This window comes from Streptomyces diversicolor, assembly GCF_057537855.1.
Genome location: NZ_BAAJXA010000019.1, coordinates 51,448 through 65,353, shown reverse-complemented (window position 1 = coordinate 65,353; position 13,906 = coordinate 51,448). Strand labels below are relative to the sequence as shown.

Annotated in this window: 10 protein-coding genes; 3 read left to right on the top strand and 7 right to left on the bottom strand. The window is 72.2% G+C overall.

What is annotated here, in order from left to right; all coding sequences use genetic code 11:
* Positions 1-5: 5 nt before the first annotated feature.
* Positions 6-1,424, bottom strand: a complete 1,419-nt coding sequence (locus AC27LF_RS23040; RefSeq protein ID WP_479658113.1) for a pyridoxal phosphate-dependent decarboxylase family protein — start codon at positions 1,422-1,424, stop codon at positions 6-8.
* Positions 1,425-1,848: 424 nt separating this feature from the next.
* Here AC27LF_RS23040 and AC27LF_RS23035 point away from each other — a divergent pair, with 424 nt between their 5' ends.
* Positions 1,849-2,292, top strand: coding sequence for an ALF repeat-containing protein (locus AC27LF_RS23035; protein WP_479658114.1), 444 nt, complete (start codon positions 1,849-1,851; stop codon positions 2,290-2,292).
* 458 nt (positions 2,293-2,750) lie between these two features.
* Here AC27LF_RS23035 and AC27LF_RS23030 read toward each other — a convergent pair whose 3' ends face one another.
* The 4 genes from AC27LF_RS23030 to AC27LF_RS23015 form a co-directional block, all read right to left on the bottom strand.
* Complete coding sequence (locus tag AC27LF_RS23030) at positions 2,751-3,767, bottom strand: TolB family protein (protein WP_479658115.1); 1,017 nt, start codon at positions 3,765-3,767, stop codon at positions 2,751-2,753.
* Positions 3,764-5,131 carry an MFS transporter gene (locus AC27LF_RS23025; protein ID WP_479658116.1) on the bottom strand — a complete coding sequence of 456 codons (1,368 nt, stop codon included), beginning with the start codon at positions 5,129-5,131 and terminating at the stop codon, positions 3,764-3,766. The genes AC27LF_RS23030 and AC27LF_RS23025 overlap by 4 nt, the downstream gene beginning before the upstream one ends.
* Before the next feature lies 1 nt (position 5,132).
* Entirely contained in the window at positions 5,133-6,020 is an 888-nt protein-coding gene (locus tag AC27LF_RS23020; protein ID WP_479658117.1) for an alkaline phosphatase family protein, read from the bottom strand.
* Between the two features lie 272 nt (positions 6,021-6,292).
* On the bottom strand, positions 6,293-6,799 hold the full coding sequence (locus tag AC27LF_RS23015) for a pyridoxamine 5'-phosphate oxidase family protein (protein WP_479658118.1): 507 nt from the start codon (positions 6,797-6,799) through the stop codon (positions 6,293-6,295).
* Between the two features lie 220 nt (positions 6,800-7,019).
* Between AC27LF_RS23015 and AC27LF_RS23010 the strand changes: the two genes are divergently transcribed.
* Positions 7,020-10,013, top strand: a complete 2,994-nt coding sequence (locus AC27LF_RS23010) for a bifunctional [glutamine synthetase] adenylyltransferase/[glutamine synthetase]-adenylyl-L-tyrosine phosphorylase (protein WP_479658119.1) — start codon at positions 7,020-7,022, stop codon at positions 10,011-10,013.
* On the opposite strand, the gene AC27LF_RS23005 is transcribed toward AC27LF_RS23010, so the two are convergent.
* Positions 10,001-10,870 (bottom strand): phosphatase PAP2 family protein, encoded by an 870-nt coding sequence (locus AC27LF_RS23005; RefSeq protein WP_479658120.1) that lies wholly within the window; start codon positions 10,868-10,870, stop codon positions 10,001-10,003. The two genes, AC27LF_RS23010 and AC27LF_RS23005, sit on opposite strands and share 13 nt — an antisense overlap.
* Before the next feature lie 272 nt (positions 10,871-11,142).
* Complete coding sequence (locus AC27LF_RS23000) at positions 11,143-12,177, bottom strand: LacI family DNA-binding transcriptional regulator (protein WP_479658121.1); 1,035 nt, start codon at positions 12,175-12,177, stop codon at positions 11,143-11,145.
* A 392-nt stretch (positions 12,178-12,569) separates the two neighbouring features.
* On the opposite strand from AC27LF_RS23000, the gene AC27LF_RS22995 reads away from it, so the two are divergent.
* Positions 12,570-13,847, top strand: coding sequence for an extracellular solute-binding protein (locus AC27LF_RS22995; protein WP_479658122.1), 1,278 nt, complete (start codon positions 12,570-12,572; stop codon positions 13,845-13,847).
* Positions 13,848-13,906: the final 59 nt, after the last annotated feature.

Sequence of the window (13,906 nt, the reverse complement as noted above, 5' to 3'; positions counted from 1 at the left end):
CCTTCCTACGGCAGGAGCTCGCGGTGGGCCGCCGTCAGCGCGGCGGCGGCGCGTTGGACGTCTTCGTCGGTGGTGGCCCAGTTGGCCACCGAGATCCGCAGTACGACCCGGTCCTGCCAGCGGCTCACCGCGGCCCAGGCTTCGCCCTGCTGCTGGAGCACCGCGGCGACCTGGCGGGTGTGGGTGTCGGGGTGCTCATGCGGGTGCTCGAAGACGGCGAGGACCTGGTTGTAGGCGACATCGTTGACGATCTTGATGCCCGGCTCCTTCGCGAGCAGGTCCGCGAAGCGGCGGGCGTGGCCGCACAGCCGGTCGATCAGCTCGGCGACGCCGTCCTTGCCCAGGGTGCGCAAAGCAGCCCAGAGGGGGAAGACCCGGGCGCGCCGTGAGACTTCGATGCCCCATTGCACGGGATGGCGCTGGCTGGGGTCGAGGTGGAGGTAGTCGGCGGAGAGCGGGAAGGCGGCCTGGTGGGCCTGCTTGTCGGCGATGAAGGCGATGCCGCAGTCGTACGGGACGTTGAGGGCCTTGTGGGCGTCGGTGCCGATGGAGTCGGCCAGCTCGATGCCGTCGGCGAGGGTGTGCCGCAGCCTGGGTGAGGCCGCGGCCCACATGCCGAAGGCGGCGTCCAGGTGCAGCCAGCCGCCGGCGGCGTGTGTCTTGTCGGCAAGGACACGCAGCCGGTCCGCGCCGCCGGTGTTGATTTCGCCGATATGGCCGCAGACGATCAGTGGCCGGCCGGTGGCCGCCGCGATGGCCTCGTCCAGGGCGTCCTCACGGATCCGCCCCTCACTGTCCACCGGCAGCGTGCGGATGCTGCCGCCCAGGCCCAGCAGTTGCAGGGGGCGGACCACGGCGGCGTGGATGGACTCGTTGATCAGGACGGTGACCGGGGGAGCCCCGGCGAGGCCGCGTTCGGCGACGTCCCAGCCGGCCCGGGCCAGCACCGCGTGCCGCGCGACGGTCAGGCCGAGCAGGTCGGCGTGGGTGCAGGCGGGGGTGAAGGCGACGGAGGTGCCGGGCCGCAACCGGCACAGGTCCACCAGCCACTCGCCGCAGATCTCCTCGACGACGGCAGTGGCCGGGGAGCCGTCGTGCACGATGCAGTTCTGGTCCCACGCGGCCGTCAGCCAGTCCGCGGCCATCGCCACGGGCAGCGTGCCGCCGACGACGTAGCCGAAGTAACGGCCGCTGCCGGAGGGCACCAGACCGGCGTCGACCCCGGCGACGAGGTCGCCGAGGACGAGCTTGCCGTCGCTCGGCCGTTGCGGCAGCGGCCCGCCCAGCAGCTTACGGAGTTCGGCGTCGGTGGCACGGATGGAGACCGGGCGTTCAGACAGGTCTTCGAGATAGCGAAACGCCTCCGCAGCGGCCAGTTCGAGCAGGCCCACGTCGACGCGTAAAGACGAAGCAGACGTTCCCATATGAATCGTTGTCCCTTTCCGGACCGGTCCCTTGGCGACGAAGCACGGAGCAGCAGGTGATGGGGGTGCCGTTCGAGAGCTGCGGCGGCGCGGTACGGGCCGGTGCACCCCTGATCGCGCGAACACATCGAGGAGCCGACGCTCTCGGCCCGGCATCGGTGTGTTGACCACCGACGGCTACACACTGCACCACCGGCGGGCGGCCCGCGTAGGGGCGGAAGACCGTGGAACCGGGGCACTCACTGCACTTTCGTGCACTTGTGAATCTTGAGGGCGGACGGCGAACCCGGCGTACAGGTAACCGAACGTGATTCAGGGGGCGGCCTCTATGACGCTGTCGTGTGGCTTGACTTGACCTTGATCTCCGCGGACCGCACGGATGAAGATCGGGCTCACCGACCGTTCGATCACGGAGGCGCACACCATGAGACCGACGCGTGCCGTTCTGCTCGTCGCGGCCACCGCCCTGACACCGGCCCTGCTGTTCACCGCCCCGGCCTTCGCCACCGGCTCGCCGGCCCCGACCGCCACCGTCGAAGCGACCGGCTCCCGGCTCGACCAGCCCGACGACGACCGGGTCGCCATCGCCCGCATCCTCTTCGTGGCGACGCAGAACGGCGACAAACGGGTCATCCGCGAGGCCAACGAACTCCTTGACGACGGCACCCCGGACGAGATGCGCGCCTGGCTGGAAACCGGCTACCGGCTCGCCCAGGCCGAGGACGACGCCGTCTACACGGCCCGCCTGCTGGCGGACCCGACCATCACCCCCGCACTCCGCGCCGCCGCCAACGCGACCCTGAACGACGGCACCCCAGAAGCCCTGCGCTACTTCCGAGAAACGGGCCAATACGAAGCAGCCAACTAAAGCAACCAGCGCCCCGAAGGGGCGCGGGGCTGTGTCAATGTGCGGCTCCGCCGCGCGGGCGCGACCAGCCACGACGGACCCGCAGTCGCGCCACAGCCGCAACGTGCCCCTGGGGGGCGCCCCGTTAGGGGCGCGGGGAACTGCGCGAGCGACCACGACGGACCCGCAGTCGCCCCACAGCCGCAACGCGCTCCTGCGTGGCGCAAGGCGGCCCGGTCGGGGGGTGGCGCCCCGAAGGGGCGCGGGGAACTGCGCGACCAGCCACAACGGAGCCGCAGTCGCGCCACAGCCGCAACGTGCCCCGGGGGGGCGCCCCGTTAGGGGCGCGGGGAACTGCGCGATCAACCACGACGGACCCGCAGTCGCGCCACAGCCGCAACGCGCCCCTGCGTGGCGCAAGGCGGCCCGGTCGGCGGGGGCGACCCGTAGGGGCGCGGGACTGTATCAAGGGGCCTGAATCACAGGTATGCCGGGGACACCGCCGCCGGGCTGACCCGCCGGGAGGCACCCGTGCCGTCGGCCGGAACCTGGTACAGGTCGGCCCCGTAGTCCCCGGGCAGCGCGTACACGAGGGTGTGCGCGTCCCGCCACACCGCCTGGTCGTCCACGCTGCGCCGCTCCGCGAGCGGGGTCTCGCGCAGGGTACGCAGATCGAGGACGTACAGCCGCCAGGGGGCGTCCGCGGGCAGGCCCGCCACGCGCTTCTTGTAGGCGACGCGGGTGCCGTCGGGCGACAGGGAGGGGCACTCCACGTTCTGGTGCAGCGTCGTCACCGTCTCGGCCGTCAGGTCGCCGCGGACCAGATACGTGGTCCCCTTCGTCGCCAGGGTCGCGTAGAAGGTGCGGTCGTCCGCGGCGAACGTCACACCCCAGAAGTTGACGTCCGGTGAGGTGTAGGCGCGGCCGTCGCGGACGATGCGGAACCGCTCAAGCGAGGGGATCAGCCGGCCGGTGCGGGTGTCCACGACGGCGGTACGGGTGGAGAAGTGCGTGCCCGCGTACGAGTCGCCGCCCACGAACGCCGTCCAGGCGGCGAGGCGGCCACTGGGGGAGACCCGGGCCCGGGAGGGTATGCCGGGCACGTCGTAGCGGGCCGTGGTGCGCAGCCGGGCGTCCAGGATCAGCGCGCGGTAGCTGTCGGAGACCGGGCCGTGCTCCGCCTGGAGGCACACTCCGGTGCCCGCTGCGGCGTGGAAACGCAGGCACCTGACGCCGGAGGCGGTGCGCGGCCCGGCCGGGTCCGCCGCCGGGACCGCGGTCAGCTCGTCGCGGTGCGGGCCCCAGGCCATGGTGCGGAACACCAGCCGGCCGGGGTCCGTGAGCGTGACCCGGCCCGGGGTGACCGGTGGGCCGCCCGCCTGGGTGTGGTCGCGGCGCTCGGCCCGGGCCGACGCGTGCAGGACGGCCGCCAGCGCGACCGCCGTGAGGACGACGACGGCCGCCACCAGGACCAGCAACCGGGACCGCAGGGTCATGACACGGGCTCCAGGATCGTCGGGCGGAGGGAGTACGAGACGGCCGCGCACAGCGCGAGCGCCACGGTGGCCGCCGCCAGCGCGGTGCGGTCGCCCCACACCGTCCACGCGGCGCCGAACAGCAGCGAGCAGGCGAACCGGGCCATGGCCTGCCCGGTCTGTACGACGGCCAGCCCGGACGAGCGCAGCGCCTCGGGCACGCCGTCCGAGGCCGCCGCCATCAGCACGCCGTCGGTGGCCGCGTAGAAGCCGCCGTGCAGGGCGAGGACCGCGTACGGCAGGGCGGTGCCGTGCCAGGAGGTGAGCAGCAGGCCGTACGCCAGCAGCAGCGCCCCGTGTCCGGCCAGGAAGATCCGCCAGCGGCCCACCCGGTCGGCCAGCCGGCCCAGCGGCACCGCGAGCAGCAGGAACGCGGCGGCCGTGCCGAGCGGCAGCAGCGCGAACCAGCGGTCGGGGACGCCGAGGCGGCGTTGCAGCAGCAGGTAGACGAAGGAGTCGCTGACCGTGGCCAGGCCCAGCAGCAGGGCGCAGACCGTGATCCGGCGCAGCGCGCGGCGGCGCAGCAGACCGAGGGCGGCGCGCAGCGTGGGCCGCGGCTCACCACCGGCCGCCGGGCTGCCGCCGCCCGCCGGGCTGCCACCGGCCGCCGGGCTGCCGCCGCCCGCCGGGCTGCCGCCGGGCCGGTCCGTGGCGTCCGGTGCGCCGTGCGGTCGGCTCGTTGTGCCCGGCGGTACGAACAGGATCAGGACCAGCACCCCGGTCACGGCCACGCAGAAGCTCACAGTGAACACGGCGTCGTAGCCGTCGACCGTGGCCCGCAGGATCAGGAACGCGACGAGCGGGCCGAGCAGGGCGCCCGCGGTGTCCATCGCGCGGTGTACGCCGAAGGCCCGGCCGCGCGTCTCGGACGTACTGGAGAGCGAGATCAGGGCGTCGCGCGGGGCGGTGCGCAGGCCCTTGCCGGTGCGGTCGGCGGCCAGGATCAGGCCGATCGGGGTCAGGGTGTGCGCGAGCAGCAGCAGCGGCTTGCACAGCGCCGAGACGCCGTAGCCGAGCCCGGCCACCCACTTGTGCCGGCCTCCGCCGCGGTCGGCGAGGTGGCCCCCGGCGAGCCGGACGAGCGCGGAGAAGCCGTTGTAGATGCCGTCGAGCAGTCCGAAGCCCAGCGGTGACAGGCCGAGACCGGCCACCAGGTACAGCGGCAGCACGGCCGTGACCATCTCCGAGGAGACGTCGGTGACCAGGCTGACCGTGCCGAGCGCGAGGACGGTGGGCGCGACCGCGGGGCGGCGCCGTCCGGCAGGGGCCTGCCGGACGGCGCCTTGCGCGAACGGCGTGCTCGCGCGGCTGTCCGCCACATACACGTCAGGACGCCCAGACGCCGGTGATGTCCTTCGCGGAGGCCGCGTTGCCCGCGTGCTTCGTCAGGCCCTGCGAGTCCTCCAGGGTGCGCAGCAGGTCGTAGTGGTTGTAGGTGGTCGAGGAGCTGGAGCCCGCGGTGACCGGCTGGCCGTACAGGACCGTCGGGATCCGGTTGCCGGCGAGCCGGTTGTCCTCGTCGAAGGTGACGACGAGGAGGCTGTTGTGCGTCTTGGCCCAGGTGGCGTAGGCGCCCAGGTTGTTCTTCAGCCAGGTGTCACCGGTGGACACCGAGCAGTCGTGCATGTCGCTGCACAGGTTCGGGACCACGAAGGACAGCTGGGGCAGCGTCGTGTAGTCGGCCGGGAACTGCGCGAACGTCTTCGCGGTCGAGGTCGGTACGTTGCTGAAGCCGAACCACGGGTTGTGCTTGCGGGCGTAGCTGCCGCTGCTGCACGTGGTCGAGCCCTGGCTGGGCAGGGTCTCGTTGTAGCTGGCCCAGGTGCGGCCCGCGGCCAGCTGCTCGGAGGCCAGGTTGGCGGCCGAGGAGAAGCCGGGGGTGTAGCAGCTGTCGTCGGTGATGCCCTGGGTGGAGCCGGAGAACAGGGCGAAGTAGTTGGGCTGGCTCGGGTGGGTCTCGGCGTAGAACTGGCTGAGGTTGGCGCCGCCGGAGACCAGCGAGTTGATGTACGGGGCGCTGGAGGAGCCGATGACCTGGTTGTACGCGTGGTTCTCGAAGACCACGACGACCACGTGGTCCGGGGTCGGTACGGCGCCCGCGGCGTGCGCGGACTCGCCGCCGAGGCCGGTCCACAGCCCGAAGCCGGCCGCGGCGAGGGCTGCTGCGGACGCCACGACGGTACGGGCGCGGCGGAGCACGGAACTGCCGGACACATCAACCTCCGGTGGGGGGAAGGAAGCCAACGGTGCACGCGAGATCATGCACACGCCAACATGCCCTGGTCTCACGGCGGGCGGCCCACGGGATGAAAACCACATGAACACGGAGCCCTCCGGGGGCCGACGGGGCGCTCGGTCGTGTGGGCCGGAGTCACGTGCCACGATGCGCTGTCGGTCGTCCGCGGCACCATTGTGGCTGGTCGCGCCCGCGCGGCGGAGCCGCATATCGATACAGCCCCGCGCCCCTTCGACTTCGGGGCGCTGCCTCAGCGGAAGGGCCACTTTGTCTGGCCGAAGGGGGTGCCCTTGGCGAAGCCGAAGACCGTGCGCGGGGGCACCGCGAAGACCCGCGCACGCCCCGGGCCGTGTTCGAAGCAGCCGTCCCGCACCTCGAAGTGCCAGAACGCCCCGTACTTCGCCTCCCAGGCCGCGGCCAGCTCCCGTAGCCGCCCGTCGTCGGTGACCCGCACCGCCGTGCCCTCCACCACCAGGTCGTAGCCCTTGTCCCAGGTGTTGGTGCCGGTGGTCAGCACCACCTCGGGGTTGCGGTCGAGGTTGCGCGCCTTGCGCTCCCGCGGGCCGGTGCAGAAGTGCAGCGCCCCGTCCGCCCACACGGCGGGCAGCGGCGTCACGTGCGGGCGCCCGTCCGGCCGTACGGTCGAGATCCAGAACAACTCGGCCGCGCGCAGCAACGCCTCGGCCTCGGACCAGGCGGGCGCGCTCGCGCCCGCGCTGGAATAGCGGCGGTCCAGTTCGCCCTCGGGCTCCCGCATGACGCCTCCCTCTGATCGTGACCGACTGACCGACTGACCGACTGACCGGCTGATCGGCTGATCGACGGTCCCTGCCCAGTACGGACCGGGTCCCTGCCCAGTACAGACCTGGCGGCCGCCCGGAACTCATCGCGGTCCGCCCCGGCGCTTCACCGCGCCTGTCCGGTTAGGCTCTCGCCAGGACGACCTTGATCCGACCCGACCCGAGGGGAGGCCGCGGATGACGCCGGGGCGCAGGAGCAGTACCTTCACGCGACTGCTGCGGCACGGCTTCACCGACCCCTCCGGCGCCGAGCGGCTGCTCGACGGCGCCGAGCTGGCCCCCGTGCGCAGCGACCCGGTCCTGCTGGAGGCGCTGGGCGCCACCGCCGACCCGGACCTCGCGCTGGCCGGCCTGGTACGTCTGCTTGAGGCCCAGCCCGATCCCACCGCCCACCGCGAACTGCTCGACACGCTGATAGCGGCCAAGCCGCTGCGCGACCGCCTGCTCGGCGTGCTCGGCGCCTCCGCTGCCCTCGCCGACCATCTGGCCCGGCACCCCCGGGACTGGGCGGAGCTGGTCACCTACGAGCCGCACGACCTGCACCCGGGCGTGGCGGAGTTCGAGCGTGGCCTGTCCGAGGCCACCGACCCGGTCTCGCTGCGCGTCGCCTACCGCCGCTGTCTGCTGTCCATCGCCGCCCGCGACGTGTGCGGCACCACCGACGTCGCCCAGACCGCCGCCGAACTCGCCGACCTCGCCACCGCCACCCTGCGCGCCGCCCTCGCCATCGCCCGCGCCGCCGCCCCCGACGACGCCGCGCTGTGCCGGCTCGCGGTGATCGCGATGGGCAAGTGCGGCGGCCACGAGCTGAACTACGTCTCCGACGTGGACGTGATCTTCGTCGGGGAGGCCGCGAACGGCGCCGACGAGGCCAAGGCGCTCAGGGCCGCCGCGAAACTCGCCGCGCACATGATGCGGATCTGCTCCGAGACCACCGTCGAGGGCTCCATCTGGCCGGTGGACGCCAACCTGCGCCCCGAGGGCCGCAACGGCCCGCTGGTGCGCACCCTCAGCAGCCATCTCGCCTACTACCAGCGCTGGGCGAAGACCTGGGAGTTCCAGGCGCTGCTCAAGGCCCGCCCGGTGGCCGGGGACATCGAACTGGGGGAGGAGTACATCAGCGCCGTCGAACCCCTGGTCTGGACGGCCGCCGAGCGCGAGAACTTCGTACCCGACGTGCAGAAGATGCGCAGGCGCGTCGTCGAGAACATCCCCGCCGCCGAGGTCGAACGCGAGCTGAAGCTCGGCCCCGGCGGCCTGCGCGACGTCGAATTCGCCGTACAGCTCCTGCAGTTGGTGCACGGCCGGTCCGACCCGGCGCTGCGCAGCGGCACCACCCTGGACGCGCTCGCCGCCCTGGCCGCCGGCGGCTACGTCGGCCGCGCCGACGCCGCCCGGCTCGACGAGGCGTACCGCTTCCTGCGCTGCCTGGAACACCGCATCCAGCTCTACCGGCTGCGCCGCACCCACCTCGTCCCGGACGACGAGGCCGATCTGCGCCGCCTCGGCCGCTCCCTCGGCCTGCGCACCGACCCGGTGGACGGGCTGCTGCGCGAGTGGCGGCGGCACACCGGCGTGGTCCGCCGCCTGCACGAGAAGCTGTTCTACCGCCCGCTGCTCGACGCCGTCGCCCAACTCGCCCCGGGCGAGGCCCGGCTGAGCCCCGAGGCGGCCCGGGAACGGCTGGTCGCCCTCGGCTACTCCGACCCGGCCGCCGCGCTGCGCCACCTGGAGGCGCTGGCCGCCGGCGTCACCCGCAAGGCGGCCATCCAACGCACCCTGCTGCCCGTCCTGTTGGGCTGGTTCGCGGACTCCGCCGACCCGGACGCGGGCCTGCTCAACTTCCGCAAAGTGTCCGACGCGCTCGGCAAGACCCCCTGGTATCTGCGGCTGCTGCGGGACGAGGGCGCGGCGGCCGAGAACCTGGCCCGCGTGCTGTCGGCCGGACGGCTCGCCCCCGACCTGCTGATGCGCGCCCCCGAAGCGGTGGCTCTGCTCGGCGACGGCGACGGGGCCGGCCTCGAACCGCGCGGACGCGCGGGCCTGGAAGCGGAGATCCTGGCCGCCGTGGGCCGCGCGGAGAACGCCGAACAGGGGGTCACCGCGGCCCGCGGGGTCCGCCGCCGGGAGCTGTTCCGCACCGCGGCCGCCGACATCGTCGACTCCTACGGCACCGAGGCCAACCCCGTCGAGGCCGACCAGGGCGCGCTGGTGGACCGGGTGGGCGCCGCGGTCTCCGACCTGACCGCGGCGACCCTCGCGGGCACGCTGCGCGCCGTGGTCAGGACCGGCTGGGGCGACACCCTGCCGACCCGCTTCGCGATCATCGGCATGGGCCGCTTCGGCGGCCACGAACTGGGCTACGGCTCCGACGCCGACGTGGTCTTCGTCCACGAACCGCAGGACGGCGTGGGCGACCACGAGGCGGCGGCCGCGGCCGGCAAGGTCGTCTCCGAGATGCGCCGGCTGCTCCAGCTGCCCAGCGCGGACCCGCCGCTGCTGATCGACGCCGACCTGCGCCCCGAGGGCAAGTCGGGGCCCCTGGTGCGCACCCTCAAGTCGTACGCGGCCTACTACCGCCGCTGGTCCCTGGTGTGGGAGTCACAGGCGCTGCTGCGGGCCGAACCGGTCGCCGGGGACGCGGAACTGGGCCGCCGGTTCATCGAACTCATCGACCCGCTGCGCTACCCGGCCGAGGGCCTGGGCGACGACGCGGTCCGCGAGATCCGCCGGCTGAAGGCCCGCATGGAGTCCGAACGCCTGCCGCGCGGCGCCGATCCGAAGCTGCACACCAAGCTCGGCCCCGGCGGGCTCTCCGACGTCGAGTGGACGGTGCAACTGCTCCAGCTCCGGCACGCCTGGGCCGAGCCGGGACTGCGCACCACCCGCACCCGGAAGGCGCTTGCCGCCGCCCGCGCGGCCGGGCTGATCTCCGCGGAGGACGCCGCGACCCTGGACGAGGCGTGGGTGCTCGCGACCCGGGTGCGCAACGCGGTCATGCTGGTCCGCGGCCGGGCCGGCGACACATTCCCCACCGACCCCCGCGAACTCGCCGCCGTGGGCCGCTACCTCGGCTACACCTCCGGCCACGCCGGCGACATGCTGGACGCCTACCGCCGCACCACCCGCCGCGCCCGAACGGTCGCGGAGGCGCTGTTCTACGACGCCTGAGCCCACGAAGGGGAGCGCCGGCCCGGTGGCTGTGCCGGTACCAGGCGGGGCAGTGCGTAGGGCAGGGAGCCGTACCACAGGCCGGCCAGGGTGTAGCCGAACGCCAGGCACAGCACGCCGCCGACCGCGTCGAGCCAGAAGTGGTTGGCGGTGGCGACGATGACCACCAGGGTCGCCGCCGGGTACAGCAGGCCGAGCACCCGCACCCAGGGCACCTTGGCCAGCGCGAAGACCGTCAGCCCGCACCACAGCGACCAGCCGATGTGCATCGAGGGCATCGCGGCGTACTGGTTGGACATGTGCTTCAGATCGCCCGAGGCCATCGAGCCCCATGTCTGGTGGACCATCACCGTGTCCACGAAACGGCTGCCGTCCATCAACCGGGGCGGGGCGAGCGGATACAGGTAGTAGCCGACCAGGGCCACGCCCGTCGTCGCGAACAGCACCAGGCGCGTCGCCGCGTAACGGCCGGGGTGGCTGCGGTACAGCCACACCAGCACCGTCAGCGTCACCACGAAGTGCAGTGTCGCGTAGTAGTAGTTCATCCCCACGATCAGCCAAGTCACCGAGTTCACGGCGTGGTTGACCGATTCCTCGACGGCGATCCCCAGCCGGTGCTCGGTCTGCCAGATCCAGTCGGCGTTGCGCAGCGCCTTGCCCCGTTGCTCGGGAACCGCGTTGCGGATCAGGGAGTACGTCCAGTAACTCACCGCGATGAGCAGGATCTCGAACCACAGGCGGGGTTGTCGCGGGGTGCGCAGCCGACCGAGGAAACGCTGCTCGCCCTCGCCCGTGACGGCCTGCGGAACGGCCCCCTCCTCGCGACCTTCCGGCTGTGTCACGGTCGAGTCACTCATAGGCACAGAGTCTGCCAGAAAAGCTATCTCCGACAGATCATCCCAAGGTCGGGTCCGCAACGCATGTTCTACGCCACAGGGACCCCCTGCCCGCCGCCCCCTCCACCTTCCGGACGAGACCCGTGCCGCGGGCACGGCGCCGGTTCGGCTCTGGGGCGTGCACGTGTGCCTTTTGCTCCGCGGGGGCGTGCGCTGTGTGTGGCGGGGGTGTGATGCGGAGTGCCGGTTGTGCGGGGTCGGTTTCGTGGTGGTCGGCCGGTGGTGTGGGTGGGTCAGGGGCGGGGGCGGTCGGTGGGGGAGGAGGCTGTCGAGCCGCGTACCACCAGTTCCGGCATGAACACGAACTCGCTGTGCGGAGCGGGAGTTCCGCCGATCTCCTCAAGCAGCGTCCGCACCGCCGCCTGCCCCATCGCCGGTACCGGCTTGCGGATCGTGGTCAACGGCGGGTCGGTGAAGGCGATCAGCGGGGAGTCGTCGAAGCCGACCACCGAGACGTCCCGCGGGACGTCCAGGCCCCGCTGCCGTACCGCCCGTATCGCGCCGAGCGCCATCATGTCGCTGGCGCAGACCACGGCCGTACAGTCCCGTTCGATCAGCGCGCCGGCCGCGGCCTGGCCGCCCTCCAGCGTGTACAGCGAGTGCTGGACCAGCTCCGCCTCGATCACCTCCGCGGCGAGCCCCAACTGGTCCCGCATCGCCCGCACAAAGCCCTCGATCTTGCGCTGCACCGGCACGAACCGCTTCGGCCCGAGGGCCAGCCCGATCCGGGTGTGCCCCAGCGACACCAGATGGGTCACCGCCAGCGTCATCGCCGCCCGGTCGTCGGGCGAGATGAACGGCGCCTGCACCTTCGGCGAGAAGCCGTCGACGAGCACGTACGGCACGCCCTGCGCGCGCAGCCGCTCGTAGCGCTGCATGTCGGCGGTGGTGTCCGCGTGCAGTCCTGAGACGTAGATGATCCCGGCGACCCCGCGGTCCACCAGCATCTCGGTCAACTCGTCCTCCGTCGACCCGCCCGGGGTCTGCGTGGCGAGCACCGGCGTGTAGCCCTGGCGGGTCAGGGCCTGCCCGATGACCTGCGCCAGCGCGGGGAATATCGGGTTCTCCAGCTCCGGGGTGATCAGCCCGACCAGGCCCTCGCTACGCTGCCGCAGCCGTACCGGCCGCTCGTAGCCGAGCACGTCGAGCGCGGCGAGCACGGACTGGCGGGTGGTGGCGGCGACGCCCGGCTTCCCGTTGAGGACGCGGCTGACGGTCGCTTCGCTCACCCCCGCTTGCGCAGCGATGTCCGCAAGCCGTGTGGTCACGCCACCGGACTGTACCGGTCGGTTCTCTCCCTGCCCACCGATCGGACGCCGGGCACGCCCCGTCGCACGGCTCGCTGCGGGTTGCTGCGTCATCGCGGTCCCTCGTCCCTCTGGTCGGCCTCGGATGGCAAGAGCTTGCAGAGTCTTGCACAAGGTGCCCCGTGCCCGCTGATCGGCCGTGTCATCGGGTCGCGAAGGGGTCGAGACCCGATAACGACAGGGTAACCCCGGAGATCTCTTGCACTTTTTTTCTGCAAGGTCTTTCGGAACGCTTACAACGCTGTTACGTTCACGTCGCCCGGCGGACGCAACGGCGCAGTCGGCAAGTCGCGGGGACGGCGGACGGGACCGCTCCCCGCACCACTCGGGCTTTTCACCCTCAAGGAGAACTCATGCGGCGTGGCATAGCGGCCTCCGCGCTGGTGGCGTCCCTCGCCCTCACGGCGACGGCGTGCGGCGGAAGCGACAGCGACAACGGCGACAGCGCCGGCGGCCCGGTCACCATCACCTGGTGGGACACCTCCAACGCCACCAATGAGGCGCCGACGTACAAGGCCCTGGCCAAGGAGTTCGAGGCCGCCAACAAGGACATCAAGGTCAAGTACGTCAACGTCCCCTTCGACCAGGCGCAGAACAAGTTCGACACCGCCGCCGGCGCCAAGGGCGCCCCGGACGTGCTGCGCTCCGAGGTCGGCTGGACCCCGGCGTTCGCCAAGAAGGGCTACTTCCTGCCCCTTGACGGCACCACCGCCCTCGCGGACCAGGCCAAGTTCCAGCCCAGCCTGATCACCCAGGCGCAGTACGAGGGCAAGACGTACGGCGTGCCGCTGGTCACCGACACCCTCGCGCTCGTCTACAACAAGGCCCTGTTCGAGAAGGCCGGCATCACCGAGGCCCCCAAGACCTGGGACGAGCTGAAGTCCGCCGCCGCGAAGATCAAGGACAAGACCGGCGTCGACGGCTACTGGGGCTCCACCCAGGCGTACTACGCCCAGTCCTTCCTGTACGGCGAGGGCACCGACACCGTCGACGCCGCCGCCAAGAAGATCACCGTGACGTCGGCCGCCGCCAAGAAGGGCTACGGCACCTGGCTGAGCCTGTACTCCGGCAAGGGCCTGCACAAGGCCGACACCACCGCCGACGCCTACGCCCACATCCAGGACGCGTTCGTCAGCGGCAAGGTCGCCGCGATCATCCAGGGCCCGTGGGAGATCACGAACTTCTACCAGGGCTCCGCCTTCAAGGACAAGGCCAACCTGGGCATCGCCACCGTCCCGGCCGGCTCCACCGGCAAGGCGGGCGCCCCGACCGGCGGCCACAACCTCTCGGTGTACGCCGGCTCCGACAAGGCGCACCAGGAAGCGGCCCTGAAGTTCGTCAACTTCATGACCTCGGCGAAGTCCCAGGAGACCGTCGCCCTGAAGAACTCCACGCTGCCCACCCGTGACGACGCCTACACGGCCCAGGTGAAGGCCGACCCCGGCATCGCCGGCTTCCAGGGCGTGCTCGCCGCCGCCCAGCCGCGTCCCGCACTGCCCGAGTACAGCTCCCTGTGGGGCCCGCTGGACACCGAACTGCCGAAGATCGCGGGCGGCAAGGAGTCCCTGGACGCGGGTCTGGGCAACGCCGAGGTCGCGATCGAGAAGCTGGTCCCGGACTTCAGCAAGTAAGGCCCGGGTGGCCGCCGGCTCCGCCCCCGAGCGCCCGACATCGCTCGACCAGGGGAACC

What these genes read in the sequence shown, in the direction of transcription:
- AC27LF_RS23035 (WP_479658114.1), top strand. Translation starts at nt 1,849, where the DNA reads ATGAGACCGACGCGTGCCGTTCTGCTCGTCGCGGCCACCGCCCTGACA.
- AC27LF_RS23010 (WP_479658119.1), top strand. Translation starts at nt 7,020, where the DNA reads ATGACGCCGGGGCGCAGGAGCAGTACCTTCACGCGACTGCTGCGGCAC.
- AC27LF_RS23005 (WP_479658120.1), bottom strand. Translation starts at nt 10,870, where the DNA reads ATGAGTGACTCGACCGTGACACAGCCGGAAGGTCGCGAGGAGGGGGCC.
- AC27LF_RS23015 (WP_479658118.1), bottom strand. Translation starts at nt 6,799, where the DNA reads ATGCGGGAGCCCGAGGGCGAACTGGACCGCCGCTATTCCAGCGCGGGC.
- AC27LF_RS22995 (WP_479658122.1), top strand. Translation starts at nt 12,570, where the DNA reads ATGCGGCGTGGCATAGCGGCCTCCGCGCTGGTGGCGTCCCTCGCCCTC.
- AC27LF_RS23030 (WP_479658115.1), bottom strand. Translation starts at nt 3,767, where the DNA reads ATGACCCTGCGGTCCCGGTTGCTGGTCCTGGTGGCGGCCGTCGTCGTC.
- AC27LF_RS23040 (WP_479658113.1), bottom strand. Translation starts at nt 1,424, where the DNA reads ATGGGAACGTCTGCTTCGTCTTTACGCGTCGACGTGGGCCTGCTCGAA.